Below are 20,729 nucleotides of genomic sequence, written 5' to 3'. Positions count from 1 at the left end.
GTCAATGAAGAAGGAAGAAAGGATAGCAAGGGAGATATTAGAACATATCAGTGGAAAAGATAATATTCGTTCTTTCACACATTGTATGACAAGAGTGCGTATAGATATAAAAGATGATGAGAAAGTTGATAAGTCTGCTCTGAGGGAAATAGAAGGGGTAATGGGTGTCATTGAAGATGAAGTATTACAAATAGTAGTTGGACCAGGTACTGTAAACAAGGTAGCTGCATACATAACAGACATTACCGGTATTAAAATCGGTGATTCTTCTGAAATATTTGGTGGCGATGTTGCCAAAGAAACAAAAGAAGGAATAAAGCAAAAAAATAATACACCAATGAAAAATCTTCTTCGTAAAATTGGTAGTATTTTCATTCCGCTAATCCCAGGTATTGTAGGTTCAGGGATAATAAATGGTGCTGCAGGGTTCCTAAAAAACACTGGGGTCGATCCAACATTAACATGGATGCAATTGTTAACCGTCTTAGGTGGCAGTATATTTGGTTATTTAGCCATTGTTGTAGGGTGGAATACAGCTAAAGAATTTGGTGGAACGCCAGTATTAGGGGCTATTGCAGGTATTATTACAATGAATCCGGCGTTGGCTGATATTTCGCTGTTTGGAACCAATCTCACCCCGGGGTATGGAGGATTAATTGGTGCCATGTTTGCTGCGTGGCTAATGGTTCTATTTGAAAAGCAATTTCGAAAGATTATTCCAAGTGTTGTGGATATTATTTTCACACCAACACTTACCATTCTTACCGTTGGAATGTTGACGTTAGTAGTAGTCCAACCAATTGCTGGTGTCCTTACAGAAGGGATTACAGTGGGAATAAATTGGGTGTTAGATGTTGGAGGAGCTTTTGCTGGTGCGGTATTAGCAGGTTTCTTCTTACCATTAGTCATGTTTGGTTTGCATCATGGATTGACTCCTATTCATATGGAATTAATTAATGCTTATGATGCAACTGCACTATTACCTATTCTAGCAATGGCAGGTGCGAGCCAAGTTGGTGCCGCAATTGCAATCTATGTTAAAACAAAAAATCAACGATTGAAGAATGTGATTAAAGGTGGTCTACCAACTGGTTTCCTGGGTATAGGCGAACCACTTATCTATGGGGTTACCTTACCTTTAGGGCGTCCATTTATTACAGCATGTATCGGAGCTGCAGTTGGTGGAGCGTTCCAAGCAACGATGAAGACAGCTTCATCTAGTATAGGTGTTTCTGGCTTACCGTTGATACCGTTAATTGTTGATAATAAATTTTTATTCTACTTTCTTGGGCTGTTAATCACATACACAGCAGGATTTTTAGTAACATATTTCTTCGGATTTAAAGAATCGATGGCAGATAATCTAAAATAAAATTTAGTTATAAGAAGACTCCTGATAAATGTGAATTTTAAGGGAGTCTTCTTAGCTTAATAGATTAAATATAAAAAATAAAGATATGGAGGGGATCAGATGATAGGGATATCCGTATTCTTAAATGATCCGAATTACGAGCAATGGGAAAGGTATATTTATCAAATGAATACAGGTGGATTTAAAGGGATATTTACTTCCTTACATATTCCAGAAGATGATCCAAACGTCTACGTAGAACGTCTCCAAAAATTAGGAGAACTTGCCAAGAGTTATCATATAGATTTAGTAGCAGATGTATCTCCAAAATCATTAGAATATCTTGGCTATTCGTGGGAGAATGCCTATGAACTGATTGATTGGGGAGTTACTGGTTTACGAGTAGACTATGGTATTGATGATTCAACCATTGCAAACCTGTCTAAGCAGATGAAAATTGCACTAAACGCAAGTACGATTACAGAGGAAAATATAACTCGTATTATCCGTCAAGGCGGGAATCTAGCGAATATGGAAGCATGGCATAATTATTATCCTCGCCCAGAAACAGGATTGGGTTTAGAAGATTTTAATCGGAAAAACCAGTGGTTAAAAACGGTTGGTTTAAAAGTAATGACCTTTATACCAGGCGAAGAAACATTACGAGCACCATTATATGAAAGGTTACCAACACTTGAAAAACATAGAAAAACATCGACATTTTCATCATTTGTTGAATTCGATCATAATGAATGGGTAGACCATATATACGTTGGGGATCCGGGGATCAGTGAAACATCTAAAGAACAAATTCAACAATATGTGCATGAAAAGGTATTCGCATTAAGAATAGATGTTTTAACCAAGGATGAAGAGATAATAAAACTTCTAGATACTAATCATACCAATCGAATGGACGCAGCGCGGGATGTTATTCGCTCTGTAGAATCAAGAAGTTATGCGAGTAAAGGAACATCGACGATTAAACCTCTAGGAATAGATGCGAGAAGCAAAGGTTCGATTACGATTGATAATAGTAATTACGGTAGATATCAAGGAGAATTACAAATTACGAAGGTGGATTTACCTAAAGATAAAAGGGTGAATGTGATTGGTAAAATCATAGAAGAAGACATATCTATTCTAGAGTATATGGAAGCTGGAGCAAAATTTACGTTTCTTTTTTTGGATTGAGAATAGAAGAAGGCATAACTATTTATTTAAAAGATAGCCGCATGAGAGGTGAAAATGCGCTTCGGTCACTATTGAAACTGTCTAGTGAAGCTGCCTTATAGAGACTGTAGTGTATCTGATCGTTAATATAGGCACTCAACTACTATTCAAAAATGTTATTTATATTAAATATTGAAGATACCAATTGATTAATGAATCTCCATAGAAATATGATATGAAAATACCAACTGCGATAAAGGGACCGAATGGAAATGGTTTATTTCGTCGAATTAAATGGATGGATAATAAAAAAATACTGATGACAGAACCAATTACACATGCTAAGAAAAATGCTAGAATAATATTTTTATAACCCAAAACAAGACCTGCTAAACCAAGTAATTTCATATCTCCTGCTCCCATACCACCTTTACTTATTATTATGATTAGAAATATAATGCTAAAACCTATGGCAGCACCTGCAAACATAGACCACCATGGGTCTAAAGGTAGTAAAATTCGTGAAATAATAAAGGTGGGTAGAAAGAAAAGTAACAGTTTGTTTGGGATTACCATGTACATAAAATCTGTAATAGAAATAATAATTAATAAAGATACAAGTAATAAGGAAATAAATAGCTCCCACTGTATACCGATGTGATAATAGCTTGCGGTAAATAAAATTCCTGTTATGATTTCTACTACAATATGGAGCGGATGGATTCCTAAATTACAATTCCTGCATTTTCCCCTAAGAAAAATATAAGAAATAATAGGAATATTATCGTACCATCGAAGTTGATAGTGACAATGATCACAACATGATCGAGCATTAGCGAAGGGAATTTGTTTGGGGAGTCGTAAACCAACGACCATAAAAAACGAGCCGAAAATAGCTCCGAGAGTAAAAAATAATGGCGGATAAATATAATACATAATCGAGGCTCCTTACTGTTAAATGATATTAAATTACTTGCTATAATTTCATTACTTGTTTAGTCTCATAGTTCCATAATTGAGGTTCCTTTCTGTTTAGTAGAATAGTTTTTTAACACATTCAAGTGAGTCTTTTAGACTAATCCTTTTTGTTTATTATATCATTAGTATAGATGTTATTGAAATAATTTTCTGACTTTATTTAAGGGATAAGGTGACACTTTAATTTGCTATGTTGGTTTTATTAGAAGACTTAAAAAAAAACACGGCCGTTATAACTTGGCCGTGTTTTTAGAGTATCCCCATTCTTCCTAGTATGCCTAATAAAACAAAGAATCCGATTATGATCCAAAGGAGGTTTTTTCGAATAAATGGTGGAATTCTTTTTTTTCTTCGCCAACGATTAGGGTCAAACTGTACAGCGTCATCATCTGCAGCAAATTTTGTTCTACGTCTTATCCAAGGGAAATAGCTAGCTACATTCCTTAATAATAATGGAGCATAGATGATTCCACTAAGAAAGCCGAAAAGATGACCAAGAATACTGATATTAGGTCTGATAAAAGTCATTACAAGTCCAATTCCGACAATGACAGCTATCATTTGACTGCTGGATTGATCTATTAAATCTTTGCGATACATTACCATAAATACATAAATACCAAATAACCCGAATATCGCTCCAGAAGCTCCTAAATGAGCATAATTCATTGGTTGTAGAAAAAATATTGCAATGTTAGCAGTAATAGCAGTACCAAGATATGCAAGGATAAATTTAAATTTACCTAACATTTGTTCTAATGCTGGTCCAAATAGTACAAGTGAAAATGAATTGAATAACATGTGCATTAATCCACCGTGAAGGAAAATTGGTGTAATTATTCGCCACCATTGTCCATCTGCAATTGCTGCATTGAATCCTATTCCGTAAATTTCGATAAACCTACCAATTTGTAATTGCAGTAAATCGTTAATTGCCCATAATATAATATTGATAATAACTAATACAGAAACAATAGGATATAGACTCATAAATTCTTTAATACTTCGTTCATTACGTATAAACAATGAGGAATCCCCCGATACATGTATAATAGAAGGTAAGAGTGATGCTAATACCTTATAAGAAATACTATCATTATAATACGGAATTATATCAATTATGACCAATATAAGGTCTTTTAAACAATTTTAACCTCTTAAGTTAAGGAGAGAGTACGATGATTTGTGGAGTAGGAATTGATATCATTGAACTGAATCGAATTGAAGCACTAATAAAAAGAGATGATCGTTTTATAGATCGTATCTTAACAGAAAACGAACAAAGGAAGTTTCAACATTTATCAGATTATAGAAAAGTGGAATATGTAGCCGGAAGATTTGCTGCTAAGGAGGCATTTGCTAAAGCTATAGGAACAGGTATTGGTGAGGTGAGTTTCAAAGATATGGAAGTTATCAATAATGTTCATGGTGCACCATACATGAAGGTGAGAGGATATAATGATAATGCGATTTATTTATCTATTTCGCATAGTAAAACATATGCAGTTGCAAATGTTATTTTAGAAACACGTGAGTAATGGAAAATGCATAATTGTATAGTTTGTCTCATATATTTTAGTGCGGTAGGAGGGAACGACATGTTTATTGTCACCGCAGAAGAAATGTACGGTATTGATAGGGAAACAATGGGAAGTATCGGTGTAGACGGAAAGATACTAATGGAAAATGCAGGTAGAGAAGTAAGTAGGGAAATCAAAAAAAGAATAACAAAAAAGGATGTCATTACGGTACTTGTCGGTGGAGGGAATAACGGAGGAGATGGGTTTGTAGTAGCTCGGACGTTACATGTAGAAGGCTACAGTGTAAAAGTAGTCCAAGTTGTCGGTGATGAAAAAATTAAAGGAGATGCAGATTATCATAAAAATTTGTTTCTCCGATGCAACGGATTGATATTTTATCGAGATTTTATATCGGATGAAGTAAAGCACATTTTAAAAGATTCAACAGTAATTGTTGATGCAATGGTAGGAATAGGAGTAAGGGGAAAATTAAAAGATTCCATATTATCTATTGCACAATTCGTAAATGAATCAAATAAACAAGTAATTGCTATTGATATTCCATCTGGGCTTCCAGCAGATGAATATCATTCTGAATTTTATGCTGTACAAGCTGATACAACAGTCGTAATTGGAGCCTTAAAACAGTCGTTATTTTTACAGGATACAGCTTCCTATTATGGAGAATGGATGATGGTCTCCATTGGTTTTCCATTTGAAGTCATTCATCAATATACGGATAAGCAGTGGTGGAACATAACAGATTTTCAATCTTCTTTTCCTAAGCGAAAGGAAAATTCCCATAAAGGAACGCATGGCAGAGGGTTAGTAATAGGGGGTAATCATTTAATGCCCGGATCTGTCATGATGACTACGAGGGCAGCAGTACGATCTGGAGCGGGATTGACGACAACGGGCACTTCCAAATCTGTAATATCTATGATGGCTTCTAGTTGTAATGAATCCATGTATATACCAATTCAAGAACAAGAGGGTTATCTTTCCGGTGCATCAGAAATTGATTATTCTGTATATGATGCAGTAGCAATTGGAATGGGAATTGGGAGAAAGAAGGTAACACAAAAACTGATTCAGGAAACAATTACTGCAGCGAAAGGTATATTACTTGTAGATGCAGATGGGCTTTATCATTTAAAAGATCAATTAAATGAATTGAAGTCACGACAAAAACCTACAATACTCACTCCACATCCTGGAGAAATGGCAACTTTACTAGATGTAACCATATCAGAAATATTGCAAAAACCATTTAGTTTTAGTAAGGAATTCGCGATGGAGTATGGGGTATATTTAGTATTAAAAGGAAAATTTACTATTATTACATCACCTACAGGTAGGCAAGTTGTTGAATCTGGAGGGAATCCTGGCCTTGCTAAGGGTGGTAGTGGAGATGTATTATCAGGGATTATCCTTGCTATGGTAATGCAAGATCAACCGATATTTGAAGCAATCTGTAATGCTTGTTATTTACATTCTGCTTCAGCAGATAATTTAGTGAAAGAAAAGCATTCCGTCTATGATTTAACTGCAACTGATATTATTGAAGGAATCCCTAATGTCCTGCGTACATTAACTTCTAGTGAGTGAGAATAGTTCCCTTTGTTAATTGAGACAAGGGAGATATGCTGATGAAAAAACACAATGCTTTTAAAGTAGCATTTATTTTAGTAGCTGTTGTAGGTTTGCTGGCAGCATGTGGTGAAAAATCACAAGAAGATGTTGTGGCAAAACTACAAGAAACAACGGAAGATTTGGATGGTTATAAGGCAACTGCGGAAATGGCTATGAATACTGGTTCTGAGGAACAAACATTTGCCATTGATGTATGGTTCCAAAAAGATAATAAATATCGAGTAAAGTTAGAGAATGGTATGGATCAGCAGGAAAGTCAAATTATATTGAAAAATGATGATGGCGTATTTGTGTTAACTCCAGCTTTAGATAAAAGTTTTAAATTCCAGACCGAGTGGCCGGATAATAGTAGCCAACCATATCTCTTCCAATCATTGGTTACGGATGTTGTTAATGATCCAGAGGCAACTTTTGAATCAACGGATAATCATTATGTTTTTAAAACAAAAACAAATTATCAAAGCAATAATAATCTTCCATTTCAGGAGGTTTATTTCGATAAAGATGCATTTACTCCAGCAATGGTTAAGGTTTTAGATAAAGATGGTAATGCATTAGTGAATGTAACATTCTCTAATTTTGAGTTAGACCCGACTTTTGCAGAAGACGATTTTTCAATGGAGAAAAATATGGAAGGTGCAGGTAACAATGGAGAAGAATCATCTGCCACAGAAGATGTGGAAGCGAGCGGAAGTGTTACAGATGATTTAATGGTTGTATACCCACAATTTACTGCAGGAGCAGAGAATACGAGTAAAAGAGAAGTTGAAATGGAGGATGGTGCTCGTGTAATTTTAACCTTTGAAGGCGAGAAAAACTTTACTCTGGTGGAAGAAAAGAAATTAACTGAAAATGTAATGTCTCAACCATTGGAAGTAAATGGAGAAATTATTAACCTTGGAAATACGATTGGTGCATTAGAAGACAATACACTTCAATGGACATTCGGAGGTGTAGATTATACACTCGCTAGTGACGAACTTACGAAGGAAGAAATGATACAAGTAGCGCAATCCGTACAAGGACAGGTCGTAAAATAAACCAGATGATAGCAGGCTCACAACAATTGGGCCTGTTCTTTGTCTTTATGAGGCAATAAGTAACCATTAAAATGGACACAAAAGCTGACCAGTTTGTATAAGTTCTTCTACGTGGGATGCAATTCTTTTTAGCATGATTTAATTATTTGTGCATATATTTTACAGGAGTTCCAAATGATAAGAGAAACTTAAAGAAGTATAACTAACATTATATACCACCATTTCTACAGGAATAAACGACAAATTCATATATTTTTTTAATAAAATCGCCAGAACCCCTTTGCAAATCGACCGATGAGATGCTATGATAAAAAAGAATTTAATATCGTTCGTTAACAGTTGTTGGAGGTGCATGGTTTTGTCAGAAAGTCTACAAGAAATCATGGTGAAGATGCCAAAGAACCTACTAAGTGAGGTGGATGGGTTAATGAAATATGAAAATAGCGATCTTAGCGATTTTATTTGTGAAGCAACGCAAATTTATTTAAACCATAAAAAAGAAGAGCATATTCAGCGCTTCCACGAAACGATGCAGCGTGGTTATGAAGAAATGGGACGTATTAATTTGACGATTGCTTCCGAGGCCTTTCAAGCTGAAGAGGAGGCTGAAAACACCCTAGAGCGCTCTGTGATCGGGGTGTAACAATTTGATCGTTCAAAGAGGCGAGGTATATTTCGCTGACTTATCCCCCGTTGTTGGATCGGAGCAAGGTGGGGTGAGGCCTGTCCTAATTCTCCAAAACGACATCGGTAACCGTTTCAGCCCTACTGTTATTGTCGCTGCGATAACAGCGCAAATTCAAAAGGCAAAATTACCAACCCATGTGGAGATTGATGCAAAGCGATATGGATTTGATCGGAATTCCGTAATTCTTTTGGAACAAATCAGGACGTTGGATAAACAGCGTTTAACGGATAAAATTACGAAATTAGATAAGGAAATGATGATTAAAATTAATCAGGCACTGGAAATAAGCCTCGGCTTAAAAGATGTATATGGTGGTTAAACTCCTACTCTTTCTTTGAGTAAGGAGTTTTTTGTGTTTATCTTAACCGAAGAAGCCTAGTGGGGGACCAACTGTCCGTTAAATGTTTGATCCTGCAAAGCTTTAGACCATGCCATGCGGTACTAACATGCGGTAGAAAAAGAGCGAAAAGCCACTGAATCAAGTTTCACTTAATAAAGGTAGACAATCAATAAACGAAGTTACAGATGTTTTTAGAAACTGTATCTGTGGTATAATTAGAAGGGAAAACAGTTCAAATACATACATATATGTATATATTAATTGCACAATTTGATATTACGTGTAACAATATGTCTAAATTTTAATTTAAATTATTTTGGTGGAGGTAGAGGAAGCATGAAACGAGGATTTAGAGAGCTCCTTATAGAAAATAGCGATTCAATTGTTGAAAATTGGTTGGAGGAAATTAGTTCATTAAAAACAGGGAATTATACAGCGACTATTTCGGACGAGTTGTATGAAAGTACAAATCGTGAATTTGTCAATGTAATATTCACTAGTATTCGTAACCAAGGTTCATCTAATGAAGTGGAGGACTTTTCTGAAAAAATCATTAACCTAGGATGGCCGTTGAGTTATTTGACGGATGGACTACAAATTTTTCGAAGAGTATCAACTGAATATTTGCTTAGTCAATCCGAACAAATTGATTCGAACCAATTCTCAATGATTTTGTCTAATGTTGATGAGTGGGTGGAGCCTCTAATTCGCCAATTAGTGAATGAATATTCTGGTAGCTGGGAGAATATCCTATCGTTGCAACGTGTTGCTTTACAAGAATTATCAGCTCCACTGATTCCTGTTATGGAAGGTATTACGGTAATGCCTTTAATCGGTACAATTGATACAGAAAGAGCAAAGTTAATTATGGAGAACCTTTTGGAAGGTACCATAAAACATAATTCAGAAGTAGTATTAATAGATATAACAGGTGTTCCAGTAGTTGATACGATGGTTGCACATCATATTATTCAAGCTGCGGAAGCTGTTCGATTAATTGGTTCTACATGTATTTTAGTAGGTATACGTCCTGAAATTGCCCAAACTATTGTCAATTTAGGTATTGATCTAAGTAATTTCCCTACGCAGAGTTCATTGAAAAAAGGTTTTACTAAGGCATTAGAACTTACAGGACGTGAAGTAATAGATTTAAAAACTCGTGAGGCTGACGTTGAAGGAATCATAAATTCCTTGAAAGGAGAATAAGTATGCGAATTCCAATTTTAAAACTTCATAACTATTTACTTATCTCTATTCAAACAGAAATAGATGACCAAACAGCAATTCAATTTCAAGAAGACTTATTAGATAAAATTCATAAAACAGGAGCTTCAGGAGTAGTAATTGACCTAACTTCTGTTGATATAATTGATTCGTTTATAGCAAAAGTACTTGGAGACGTTGTATCAATGTCAGATTTAATGGGGGCGAAAGTTGTACTTACTGGGATTCAACCTGCTGTTGCAATGACTTTAATTGATTTAGGTATCCATATGCAAAATGTCCCGACAGCATTAGATCTAGAACAAGGGTTAGTTAAGCTTCAACAGGAACTGGAGGTATAATGATGGATCCACAATCCTGCGTGAATATTAAAAAAGAGTGGGATATTGTTGGAGCAAGACAACTTGGTCGTGAAATGGCAAAGCAAGTGGGTTTCGGAACGGTTGACCAGGCGAGAGTTGCAACAGCAATATCTGAATTAGCTCGTAACATATACTTATACGCTGAACACGGTAAGATTTGTTTTGAAGTAATTAAAGGCGAAAAGAAACAAGGTTTATGCATGATTGCTTTAGATAATGGACCTGGAATAAGCGATATTAGTCGTGCTATGCAAGACGGCTATACTACTTCCGGAGGATTAGGAGCAGGACTTCCAGGAGTTAAAAGACTAATGGATGACTTTGATATTGAATCCGATACAGGAAAAGGTACAAGAATAAAAGCTGTGAAATGGGTAAGATAAAGATATCCCATATGACGGTTCGAAACTAGTATAATTTTCCTCTACTTATAAATTACGGGGGATAATCAAATGGAAAAGACGATAAAAAATAATACAAAAAGATACCAAGATTTATTGGAAAAATATATTCATTCTCAAGATGAAGAAGCATTGTATGGAATTGAGAAAGTAAGTAAAGATTTTATAAAAAAGAATATATTACCTGAAGAAATCATTAATCTTCATATACAAGCAATGGAAAGCTTAAATCCACATTTACCGGATGATTACAAGCACTCCATGAACTTTTTATTGGAAGCTATGATTTTTTACGGATTGGCTTTACAAGAAGTAACTAATCTCAGGCAAGAGAAAGATGTATTAGCATCGGAAATATCCATTGCAGCTAATATGCAAAAGACACTGCTAGGAACAAAAAAGCCAGAAATCGCTGGTGTTGAGCTTGGAATTATTAGTGTTCCTGCACATCAGATGAATGGTGACTACTATCATTTTGCTAAAGGTAGTGGAGATACCTTTGGAATTGCTATTGCCGATGTTATTGGTAAAGGTATTCCAGCAGCGCTTTGTATGTCGATGATTAAGTATGCTGTTGATAGTTATCCTGAGGAATCCATGCGTCCGAAAACGATTTTAAAAAACCTTAACCGAGTTGTAGAAAGAAATATTGACCCAAGTATGTTTATTACGATGTGTTATGCACATTATCATCCATCGGAAAATTTACTACGTTTTTCTTCAGCTGGTCACGAACCCGGTTATTTTTATCATGCAGAAACAGATACCTTTGAAGAAATAAAGATGAAAGGGTTAGTGTTAGGTGTTATGCCTGACGCAACTTATCAAGAAATCGACTTAACGATGAAAGAAAATGACATGGTAATTTTACTAACAGATGGTGTGACCGAGTGTCGTGATGGAGACCGTTTTATTGAAACAGAAGAAGTACTACAAGTGATTCGTGAATACGCGCATTTATCTGCACAAAAGATGGTTGAGAGTGTTTACAAACATTTTGAGCGGTTGCAAGGATTTCAACTTCGAGATGATTTTACATTATTTGCCATTAGAAAAAATGTTTGATTTCTTATTTGATAGGGTACATAAGTAAAAGTTCTAATAAGAAATACTATGTCTTATACCATTATGTTAATGAACGAGGAGGTACGTAATGAATTTATCGGTAAATACGGAGGAAAAAGATGGTCGAATTGTATTAAAGGTTGCAGGTGAAATTGATGCTTATACTGCTCCAAAATTAAAGGAAACATTGTTACCATTGATCAAAGAGTCCTCTAATCATGTGCAAGTTGATTTAGAAGAGGTAAATTATATGGATAGTACGGGTTTAGGAGTGTTTGTAAGTGCACTTAAAGCTTCAAAAGAAAAAGAAAGCAATTTTGAGTTGATTAACGTACAGGATAGAGTTTACCGCATATTTGAAATTACTGGTTTAGATGAAATCATTCAGTTAAAAGCAGCGATTCGAGGTGTCAATGAATAATGAGTAACTATGATTATATTGAAATGAAAGTTCCAGCAAAGCCTGAGTATGTAGGTGTTGTCCGTCTTACATTATCGGGAGTTGCCAATCGTATGGGTTTTTCATACGAATCTATTGAGGATCTAAAAGTTGCGGTATCTGAAGCAATTACAAATGCGGTAAACCATGCTTATAATGATAATGAATCAGGAGAAATTACAATTGGTTTCGGAATATATGAGGATCATATCGAAATAATGATTGCCGATCGTGGAGAAAGCTTTGACCTAGAAAAAATTAAAAAGGAAACAGGTCCATACCACCCTGAAGAACCAGTAGAAAAATTGAGAGAAGGTGGGTTTGGTTTATTCCTGATTGAAGCACTAATGGACGATGTGAAAATCAACAATCAATATGGCGTAATGATTATGATGACTAAATATATAACAGAAGAAGAGGTGGACGTGGATGACGACCAAATCTCAACCACACAATAAAGGGGGAGATGAGGTTTACCAATGGATTGAATATCTACAGAAAGATCCAACTAACGAAGAAATACAAGAAAAAATTGTCCTGAAGTATCAAGACTTAGTGGGATCCATCGCGAGAAAGTATTCCAAAAATAGTGCGATTCATGAAGATTTAGTACAAGTAGGAATGATTGGATTACTAGCAGCGGTAAGGAGATATGATCCAACATATGGTAAGTCATTTGAATCCTTTGCTATACCAACAATTATAGGTGAAATTAAACGATTTATACGTGATAAAACATGGAGTGTACATGTACCACGACGTATTAAAGAATTAGGACCAAAAATAAGAAAAGCAGTAGACGAATTAACTACGGATAATCAGAAATCTCCTACTGTAACCGAAATAGCAGATTATATTGGTACATCAGAAGAAGAAATTTTAGAAACGATGGAAATGGGTCAGAGCTATAAAGCATTATCAGTTGATCGGAAAATCGAAGCTGATTCTGATGGAAGTACAGTGGCTATTCTAGATCTTGTAGGAAATAGTGAAGATGGTTATGATAATGTAGAACAACGCATGATGCTAGAAAAAATACTTCCGATTTTATCTGAAAGAGAACAACAAATATTAGAATGTACGTATTTTAAGAATATGAGTCAAAAAGAAACAGGAGAACTCCTGGGTATATCTCAAATGCACGTTTCTAGACTACAACGTCGTTCTTTAAGAAAGCTTAGAGAAGCGATTCAGTCGGAGAGTACGGAGGTTTTAGATTGATTTCTGGAGAACATGTAGATGTCTCTGTATTTCAAGAACCGAAAAAAGGGAATTATGAATGTGGAGATAGCTATTTTTATATAGAGTTAGAAAATGAATTTCTATGTGTAATAGCAGATGGACTTGGGAGTGGTGAGATTGCCAAAGAGTCATCTCAGGTAGTAATTGATATAATTAAAAGCCAAGTTCAAGCACCAGTAGAAGAAATTGTGCGAGTATGTAATGGTGAGTTAGCTGGAAAAAGAGGCGTCGTTCTTGGAATATTAAAAATTAATTTCCATAATAATATTGCATCATTCTCTTCGATCGGTAACATTGGAATTATGGTCTTGGAAGAAGGAAAAAAGAAAAAGCGAAATATCCCGAATGCGGGTTATCTAGGTAGTTTCAATCGTAAATGTAAAGTAATGACGTATCAACTTAGAAAAAACACAAATTTAATCATGTTTTCTGATGGTGTTCAAGATAAAGAGTTATCTCAACGTTTTTTTGTTGATTCTAATGTAGAAACTATAATTGATACTTACCGCCAGACTACGGATAAGATAAGACACGATGATACTACTTTAATTGCAATGCGATTTAAGAAATAAGCTGATTTCATAACTAACGCTAAGTTAGTCTCTTATGAAATCAGCTATTTTTTGTGTTAAGAATGAACGAACCCTATCAAAATTAGGATTCAAGTGAAGTTTTTGATAAAATAGTTAATATATTCAAGGAGGAGTAGTAATGTCTGAAATAGATAAAAGTTTGTTAAAAATCGTAACTGATGAAACCAAAGTGGGAACAACTACGGTTGAAAAAGTAATTGCATTACTAGATGAAGGAAATACCGTTCCTTTCATCGCAAGGTATCGTAAAGAAGTAACAGATGGATTAGATGAAGTTAAAATTAAGTCAATCCAAGACAAGTGGAATTATGCAGTTAACCTTTCTGAACGTAAGCAAGAGGTTTTGCGAATCATTGAGGAACAAGGAAAACTTACCAAAGAACTAGAAAATGATATTAAATCTGCTACGCAATTACAACGAGTGGAAGACTTATATCGTCCATATAAACAAAAACGTAGGACGAGAGCAACTATTGCGAAAGAAAAAGGCTTGGAACCTTTCGCTCTAATCGTTTGGTCACAAGAGAAAGATATTGATCTACACGAAGAGGCAAAGCGATATCTTTCTGAAGAACATGAATTACATACAATAGAGGATGTATTGCAAGGTATGAATGATATTATTGCAGAATGGATATCCGACGATGCAAAATACCGTGATTATATCCGTGATATTACGTTTAAGCGTGGCCTCATTCAATCTGAAGTGAAGAAACAAGAAGACGATGAAAAAGGAATATACGAAATGTACTATTCTTATAGTGAAGCGATACGCTCATTAGTTTCTCATCGAATTTTGGCATTGAACAGAGGGGAAAAAGAAAAGATATTAAAAGTGCAAATTGAACCCCCTGTAGATCAAATAACATCTTATTTAGAGAAGCAAACCATTAAAAATAATATTAATGAACAAATTACCAACTCTTTGAAAATGGCGGTGGAGGATAGTTATAAACGACTTATCCAGCCATCTATCGAGCGAGAGATTCGTAATGAACTCACTGAGAAAGCAGAATCGCAGGCAATTGAAGTATTCTCTGTGAATTTAAAAAATCTTTTATTACAACCACCATTGAAGGGGAAAGTTGTCTTAGGAGTGGATCCTGCATTTCGAACAGGTTGTAAACTAGCAGTAGTCGATGAAACTGGGAAGGTTCATCATATTGGAGTAATTTATCCAACAGCTCCGAAAAATGATGTCAAAGGAGCAGAAAAAGTCGTTTTACAACTCATTGAACAGTTTAATGTTGAACTAATTGCTATCGGGAATGGAACTGCTTCTCGTGAAACAGAGCAATTTATTTCTGATGTTATTCGAAATAAAGAGCTAGATCTTCCGTATATTATTGTCAATGAAGCAGGTGCCAGTGTTTATTCTGCATCTCCTTTAGCTAGAGAAGAGTTCCCAGACCTACAAGTAGAAGAAAGAAGTGCGGTATCTATTGCTAGACGTGTACAAGATCCTTTAGCAGAACTTGTAAAGATTGATCCAAAATCTATTGGTGTAGGTCAGTACCAGCATGACGTGAGTCAAAAAGAGTTATCCGGGTCATTGTCATTTGTAGTAGAAACAGCCGTTAACCAAGTCGGTGTAAATGTAAACACTGCTTCCTCTTCATTACTGCAATATGTCTCTGGATTAAGTAAAACAGTGGCGAATAATATGGTGAAGCAGCGAAATGAAGAAGGAAAATTTACGAACCGTAAGCAATTAAAGAAAATTCCAAGACTTGGAGCGAAAACGTATGAACAAGCAATAGGCTTCTTGAGAATTCCTGATGGAGATACGGTTCTTGATCGTACTCCAATTCACCCAGAAAGCTATGATCAGACAAAAAATCTATTACAGATGTTAGGGTATACAGAGAATGATATTGGTAGTGAAAAACTACAAGAGGATCTAAATAATATAGATAAAAAAGCTACTGCTGAGAAATTAGAAATAGGGTTACCGACGTTAGAAGATATAATGGAAGCATTAGGGAAGCCTGGTAGAGATCCTCGTGATGATTTCCCTCAACCCTTGTTAAAGAAGAATGTAATGAACATGGAAGATCTAAAATCAGGTATGGAACTGCAAGGAACAGTGAGAAATGTAGTTGATTTTGGCGTGTTTGTTGATATTGGCGTTAAGCAAGATGGACTTGTGCATATTTCGAAGATGTCGAAGCAATTCGTTAAACATCCAATGGATATTGCGTCGGTTGGTGATGTAGTAACAGTCTGGGTTGATCAAGTCGATGTACAAAAAGGTAGGATTGCATTAACGATGGTTGGAAATGATGATAAATAAATAGCATGGCTCTAAAAAGAGCCATGCTTTAATATTAATTAATAATTATTTTACGCTTTCTGGTACTTGTAATCCAAGACCTTGAGCTACGCGCTCTCCCCATTCAGCGTCTGCTTTATAAATATGCTCAATTTGACGAAGTTTAATTTCATCTTTAGTAACTGGAGTCATATGACCTACAAATGCTTCAACTAGACGGTCTTTTTCATCTGCTGACATAAGTCGATAAAGATCACCAGCTTGAGTATAGTGATCATCACTGTCGTAAGTTACACTATCTGCTTGACCATATATTTCAAATGGTTTGATTTTGGATTCACTATCTTCTGTAGGACCATTTACGCTATTTGGTTCATAATTTGGCTTGTTTCCACCATTACCATCTACACTCATAAAACCATCACGCTGATAATTATTTACTTCGTTTTTAGGACGGTTTACTGGAATACTATGATGGTTTGCTCCTAGACGGTAGCGATGTGCATCAGAGTAACCGAATAAACGACCTTGAAGCATTTTATCTGGAGATGCTTCAATTCCAGGTACGAACTGACCAGGAGAGAAAGCAGCTTGTTCTACTTCTGCAAAGTAATTCTCCGGATTACGGTTTAATACCATGCGTCCAACTTCAATACGAGGGTAGTCTTTTTTAGACCAGATTTTTGTTACATCAAATGGATCCCATTTGTACGTTTTTGCATCTTCGTAAGGCATAATTTGCACATATAGTTTCCAAGCAGGGTGATCCCCTTCTTCAATTGCATTAAATAGATCTTCTGTATGGTAATCAGGGTTTTCACCAGCGATTTTATCTGCTAGAGCAGGGTCTAAGTTTTTAATACCTTGTTCACTAATAAAGTGATATTTAACCCAGAATGCTTCTCCTTCTGCATTCACCCATTTGAACGTATGACTTCCATATCCATTCATGTGACGTAGTGTAGCAGGAATACCACGATCACTATGAAGATAGGTAACTTGGTGTAATGATTCTGGTGATAACGACCAGAAATCCCATACCATATCTTTATCTTTTAAATGAGTTTGTGGGTTACGTTTTTGAGTGTGAATAAAATCAGGGAATTTAATCGCATCACGAATGAAAAAGATAGGTGTATTATTACCAACTAAATCGTAGTTACCTTCTTCAGTATAAAATTTAACTGCGAAACCACGAGGGTCACGTACAGTATCCGCAGATCCTAGCTCACCAGCAACTGTAGAGAAGCGGATGAACATATCCGTGCGTTTACCTTTTTCACTGAGGAAATCAGCTTTTGTATATTTTGAAATTTCGTCATTTGTAACTTCGAAGTACCCATATGCACCCGCACCTTTTGCGTGTACAACTCGTTCAGGAATACGTTCTCTATTAAAATGAGCAAGTTTCTCTAGTAAATGAAAATCTTGTAGTAGTGTAGGTCCGTTATGACCAGCTGTAATTGAGTTTTGGTTATCGCCTACTGGAGCTCCAGAAGCAGTTGTTAATGTGTTTCTTTTATTACTCAATGTAAAATCTCCTCTCTATTCATTAAGTATTAAATCTTCTACACTTAATATTATAATATACTCCAGATAAAAATCAATATTTAATTACAATTATTTTAAATAACAAATGAATACAGGATTAAATTGGTAAGAGAACAGGCATAGGGTAGATTGATTATATTTACTTAGAACCCTTGATTTCATGCATTTTTTCTTATAACTAAAGAGAATCAAAATTTGCGGAGTAGTTGTATGCTTTTTACTACATATAATAGGAAATGATAATAACTACTGTAAATAGTTTCTTAATATGAATCAATTTCATAATAAGATATTTTAATGTAAAATTTTAATGTTGACTGTTTAGATTTTCATTACAGATGGGCGCTTTTTAGCAGCCGATGGGTTTTTAGCTAACTTGATAAAGAAGAACACTTTTCAAGTGGATTTTCAGCTCGCTATTCTGAGGAGGAGTAGCCGTCTTCCATTACAATCAAAGCCAAGTCATTGCTTTAATCGGAATATTGTTATATAACTATCACTAAAATGTTCGTTTTTTAAATTAAACTTAGCTATGATGAAATTGACTTAACATATTAAACTAAAAAAATAGTTAATGGTAAGGTAAGGTGAGAAATTAAATGAGAATTCCTAGTGATATTGAATTGTTCGAATTAGTCGATAAGCTATCCTTAAAGTATTTTAACAAACATTTTGTTGATAAGGTGTATTTCAATACACGTTTAAGAACTACTGGTGGCAGATACCTACCAAGTAAAAGAGTAATTGAACTGAATCCCAAATATGTAATAGAGAGTAATAAAGAAGAGTTTTATGGAATAATAAAGCATGAATTATGTCATTATCATCTTCATATAGAAGGGAAAGGATATAACCATGGAGATCGCGAATTTAAAGAACTTTTAAAAGCTACTGGATCTCCAAGACATTGTTCTCCATTACCTTCACAAAAGAGAAAACATCGTTATGAATATCAATGTAATCAATGTGGTTTTGTTTACAAAAGAATTAGAAAAGTAAATATGAAAAAGTATAGATGTGGGAAATGTAGAGGTAGTTTAAAGGAAATTTAATTTTTTTCAAAAGAAGTATTGACTATGAATATCTATCCATGTTAAATTAATTAAGCTGACAGTTGATTAGACAAGCAATGCTTCAATCGATTTGAAAAAATATGTATTAACTTGTTGACAATCAACAAAATATGTAGTATGATATTTTTCGTTGCCGTAATTATTCAGTTACGCTATACATAGTTATTATTCCACAGTAGCTCAGTGGTAGAGCAATCGGCTGTTAACCGATCGGTCGTAGGTTCGAATCCTACCTGTGGAGCCATTAAGGGAGAAGTACTCAAGTGGCTGAAGAGGCGCCCCTGCTAAGGGTGTAGGCCGTTTACGCGGCGCGAGGGTTCAAATCCCTCCTTCTCCGCCATTACTTTTACTTAAATAATGGCCCGTTGGTCAAGCGGTTAAGACACCGCCCTTTCACGGCGGTAACACGGGTTCGAATCCCGTACGGGTCATCCTTCTATATAAAATAAATATTGGTCCGGTAGTTCAGTTGGTTAGAATGCCTGCCTGTCACGCAGGAGGTCGCGGGTTCGAGTCCCGTCCGGACCGCCATAAGTTGGGCCATAGCCAAGCGGTAAGGCATCGGGTTTTGATCCCGTGTACCCCAGGTTCGAATCCTGGTGGCCCAGCCATTTTTATTTTTGAAGGTACAATACTATTAGCATTAATAGTATTTTTTTATTGTTTTTTATATAAGAACCACTAGTAGCTCAGTGGTAAACAACGAGCGAAACATCGACCGAATTAACGTCGAGTAACCTCGAAGCATAGACATGCTAGAGTAAGCTAGTAGATGTAGAGGTTAATACTTTGAACTACTATGTTCATGCTTATAAGGAATGCAGCATCATTGAAATGTCATACAACATGACAAACCGCTACATTGTATATTAAACAATTTCTGTTTTACATGTATTTTGAATTGGAGCCATTAGCTCAGTCGGTAGAGCATCTGACTTTTAATCAGAGGGTCGAAGGTTCGAATCCTTCATGGCTCACCATTTTGCGGTCGTGGCGGAATGGCAGACGCGCTAGGTTGAGGGCCTAGTGGGCGTATAGCCCGTGTGGGTTCAAATCCCACTGACCGCATCTAAATATGAAATCAGTGATACCAATGGATGAATTTCCGTTGGTGTTTTTTTATATTTATATCATTTGTTAATTATCTCTTCATTTTTAAAAGAATATTCACCATAAATTCACCAATTATTAAAACAAGCGTTAGTTACTTTCTTTGTTCTAGTTTAATTAACTGAATATTTGGATTTATTTTATTTTCAGTTTAATTGTCGTTATAAAATAAGAATTATGATGATTTGCTATAACATATTTAATTTACTTCGAGTTTGATAAATATTTTGATAAAGAGTAAGATGAAGTGCTTATTCAATTATCAGGCGCTATTTTTTGAGTAAATGTCACTTTTCTTCTTCCACTAAATGGTGCAAAGGTTAAACAAGGTGATCAGAATTTGATCGCCTTTTTTTGAGGAAAAATACAATAATATTGTTGGAATATTATGTTAGTATTGAAATAGATATATTGTGCTAACGGGGCAGTTTAGTGAAAGAAAGGGGAGGTTAGTTGTGGAAGGAAATAATTTGAAACTTAAAAAATCAACCGTAATACAAGTAGTAGCTGGTTGTGCAGTAGGAGCAATTTTGGGAGTAATGGCTTTTTATGGTGATTGGTTAATTTTTTAGCTAACGGGAGCGTTAACTCAGGAAGGATTAACTCTATTTTTGTAGAACTTATTTATATTAACGGGGCAGTTTAGTTTAATTA

General features: G+C 35.4%; 20 protein-coding genes and 7 tRNA genes. 24 read left to right on the top strand and 3 right to left on the bottom strand.

All coding sequences use genetic code 11. The features are described from left to right. Positions 1-4: 4 nt before the first annotated feature. A complete protein-coding gene (locus tag AQ616_RS13840) occupies positions 5-1,372 on the top strand; it encodes a PTS transporter subunit EIIC (protein ID WP_069686030.1) in 1,368 nt (455 codons plus the stop codon). 99 nt (positions 1,373-1,471) lie between these two features. Next, complete coding sequence (locus tag AQ616_RS13835) at positions 1,472-2,545, top strand: DUF871 domain-containing protein (RefSeq protein WP_069686029.1); 1,074 nt, start codon at positions 1,472-1,474, stop codon at positions 2,543-2,545. A gap of 159 nt (positions 2,546-2,704) precedes the next feature. On the opposite strand, the gene AQ616_RS13830 is transcribed toward AQ616_RS13835, so the two are convergent. Both AQ616_RS13830 and AQ616_RS13825 read right to left on the bottom strand, forming a co-directional pair. Beyond that, complete coding sequence (locus AQ616_RS13830) at positions 2,705-3,460, bottom strand: prepilin peptidase (protein ID WP_069686028.1); 756 nt, start codon at positions 3,458-3,460, stop codon at positions 2,705-2,707. A gap of 291 nt (positions 3,461-3,751) precedes the next feature. Next, positions 3,752-4,528, bottom strand: a complete 777-nt coding sequence (locus tag AQ616_RS13825; RefSeq protein ID WP_069686027.1) for a rhomboid family intramembrane serine protease — start codon at positions 4,526-4,528, stop codon at positions 3,752-3,754. A gap of 152 nt (positions 4,529-4,680) precedes the next feature. Here AQ616_RS13825 and acpS point away from each other — a divergent pair, with 152 nt between their 5' ends. The 14 genes from acpS to AQ616_RS13755 all read left to right on the top strand — a co-directional run bounded on the left by acpS (position 4,681) and on the right by AQ616_RS13755 (position 16,362). Beyond that, positions 4,681-5,040 (top strand): holo-ACP synthase, encoded by a 360-nt coding sequence (gene acpS / locus AQ616_RS13820; protein ID WP_069686026.1) that lies wholly within the window; start codon positions 4,681-4,683, stop codon positions 5,038-5,040. A 60-nt stretch (positions 5,041-5,100) separates the two neighbouring features. Beyond that, entirely contained in the window at positions 5,101-6,630 is a 1,530-nt protein-coding gene (locus AQ616_RS13815; RefSeq protein WP_069686025.1) for a bifunctional ADP-dependent NAD(P)H-hydrate dehydratase/NAD(P)H-hydrate epimerase, read from the top strand. Positions 6,631-6,671: 41 nt separating this feature from the next. Next, positions 6,672-7,715, top strand: coding sequence for a LolA family protein (locus AQ616_RS13810; protein WP_017795705.1), 1,044 nt, complete (start codon positions 6,672-6,674; stop codon positions 7,713-7,715). Positions 7,716-8,073: 358 nt separating this feature from the next. Continuing rightward, positions 8,074-8,358: a CopG family ribbon-helix-helix protein gene (locus tag AQ616_RS13805; protein WP_011065027.1), complete on the top strand. Its 285-nt coding sequence runs from the start codon at positions 8,074-8,076 to the stop codon at positions 8,356-8,358. 4 nt (positions 8,359-8,362) lie between these two features. Continuing rightward, the gene (locus AQ616_RS13800; RefSeq protein WP_011065028.1) at positions 8,363-8,722 is read left to right on the top strand and encodes a type II toxin-antitoxin system PemK/MazF family toxin; all 360 of its coding nucleotides are present in this window, start codon (positions 8,363-8,365) and stop codon (positions 8,720-8,722) included. Positions 8,723-9,079: 357 nt separating this feature from the next. Continuing rightward, a complete protein-coding gene (locus tag AQ616_RS13795) occupies positions 9,080-9,949 on the top strand; it encodes an RsbT co-antagonist protein RsbRA (RefSeq protein WP_017795706.1) in 870 nt (289 codons plus the stop codon). Between the two features lie 2 nt (positions 9,950-9,951). Next, positions 9,952-10,308, top strand: a complete 357-nt coding sequence (locus AQ616_RS13790; RefSeq protein WP_011065030.1) for an STAS domain-containing protein — start codon at positions 9,952-9,954, stop codon at positions 10,306-10,308. A 2-nt stretch (positions 10,309-10,310) separates the two neighbouring features. Further along, on the top strand, positions 10,311-10,712 hold the full coding sequence (locus tag AQ616_RS13785; protein ID WP_069686024.1) for an anti-sigma regulatory factor: 402 nt from the start codon (positions 10,311-10,313) through the stop codon (positions 10,710-10,712). A gap of 69 nt (positions 10,713-10,781) precedes the next feature. After that, positions 10,782-11,795: a PP2C family protein-serine/threonine phosphatase gene (locus AQ616_RS13780; RefSeq protein WP_069686023.1), complete on the top strand. Its 1,014-nt coding sequence runs from the start codon at positions 10,782-10,784 to the stop codon at positions 11,793-11,795. Between the two features lie 88 nt (positions 11,796-11,883). After that, the gene (locus AQ616_RS13775; protein WP_017795709.1) at positions 11,884-12,216 is read left to right on the top strand and encodes an STAS domain-containing protein; all 333 of its coding nucleotides are present in this window, start codon (positions 11,884-11,886) and stop codon (positions 12,214-12,216) included. Further along, complete coding sequence (gene rsbW, locus AQ616_RS13770; protein ID WP_017795710.1) at positions 12,216-12,692, top strand: anti-sigma B factor RsbW; 477 nt, start codon at positions 12,216-12,218, stop codon at positions 12,690-12,692. Before AQ616_RS13775 ends, rsbW begins: the two co-directional genes overlap by 1 nt. After that, a complete protein-coding gene (gene sigB, locus AQ616_RS13765) occupies positions 12,664-13,455 on the top strand; it encodes an RNA polymerase sigma factor SigB (protein ID WP_017795711.1) in 792 nt (263 codons plus the stop codon). The genes rsbW and sigB overlap by 29 nt, the downstream gene beginning before the upstream one ends. Then, entirely contained in the window at positions 13,452-14,048 is a 597-nt protein-coding gene (locus tag AQ616_RS13760) for a SpoIIE family protein phosphatase (protein WP_069686022.1), read from the top strand. Before sigB ends, AQ616_RS13760 begins: the two co-directional genes overlap by 4 nt. 139 nt (positions 14,049-14,187) lie before the next feature. Next, on the top strand, positions 14,188-16,362 hold the full coding sequence (locus tag AQ616_RS13755; RefSeq protein WP_069686021.1) for a Tex family protein: 2,175 nt from the start codon (positions 14,188-14,190) through the stop codon (positions 16,360-16,362). Between the two features lie 45 nt (positions 16,363-16,407). Here AQ616_RS13755 and AQ616_RS13750 read toward each other — a convergent pair whose 3' ends face one another. Continuing rightward, a complete protein-coding gene (locus AQ616_RS13750; RefSeq protein WP_017795714.1) occupies positions 16,408-17,871 on the bottom strand; it encodes a catalase in 1,464 nt (487 codons plus the stop codon). 620 nt (positions 17,872-18,491) lie between these two features. On the opposite strand from AQ616_RS13750, the gene AQ616_RS13745 reads away from it, so the two are divergent. The 8 genes from AQ616_RS13745 (at position 18,492) to AQ616_RS13710 (ending at position 20,033) form a co-directional block, all read left to right on the top strand. After that, positions 18,492-18,944: a SprT family protein gene (locus tag AQ616_RS13745; RefSeq protein ID WP_069686020.1), complete on the top strand. Its 453-nt coding sequence runs from the start codon at positions 18,492-18,494 to the stop codon at positions 18,942-18,944. A 190-nt stretch (positions 18,945-19,134) separates the two neighbouring features. Beyond that, positions 19,135-19,209: transfer RNA gene (locus AQ616_RS13740), tRNA-Asn, on the top strand. Positions 19,210-19,214: 5 nt separating this feature from the next. Then, positions 19,215-19,305, top strand: a tRNA-Ser gene (locus AQ616_RS13735). A gap of 19 nt (positions 19,306-19,324) precedes the next feature. Beyond that, a tRNA-Glu gene (locus tag AQ616_RS13730) sits at positions 19,325-19,396 on the top strand. 23 nt (positions 19,397-19,419) lie between these two features. Beyond that, positions 19,420-19,496 (top strand) — tRNA-Asp (locus AQ616_RS13725). A 5-nt stretch (positions 19,497-19,501) separates the two neighbouring features. Further along, positions 19,502-19,576, top strand: a tRNA-Gln gene (locus AQ616_RS13720). A 293-nt stretch (positions 19,577-19,869) separates the two neighbouring features. Then, positions 19,870-19,945, top strand: a tRNA-Lys gene (locus AQ616_RS13715). A 4-nt stretch (positions 19,946-19,949) separates the two neighbouring features. Beyond that, positions 19,950-20,033: transfer RNA gene (locus AQ616_RS13710), tRNA-Leu, on the top strand. Positions 20,034-20,729 lie beyond the last annotated feature (696 nt).

The sequence above is a fragment of the Oceanobacillus sp. E9 genome (assembly GCF_001741975.1).
GTDB lineage: Bacteria > Bacillota > Bacilli > Bacillales > Amphibacillaceae > Oceanobacillus > Oceanobacillus kimchii.
This window is presented reverse-complemented; position numbering and strand designations above follow the sequence as displayed.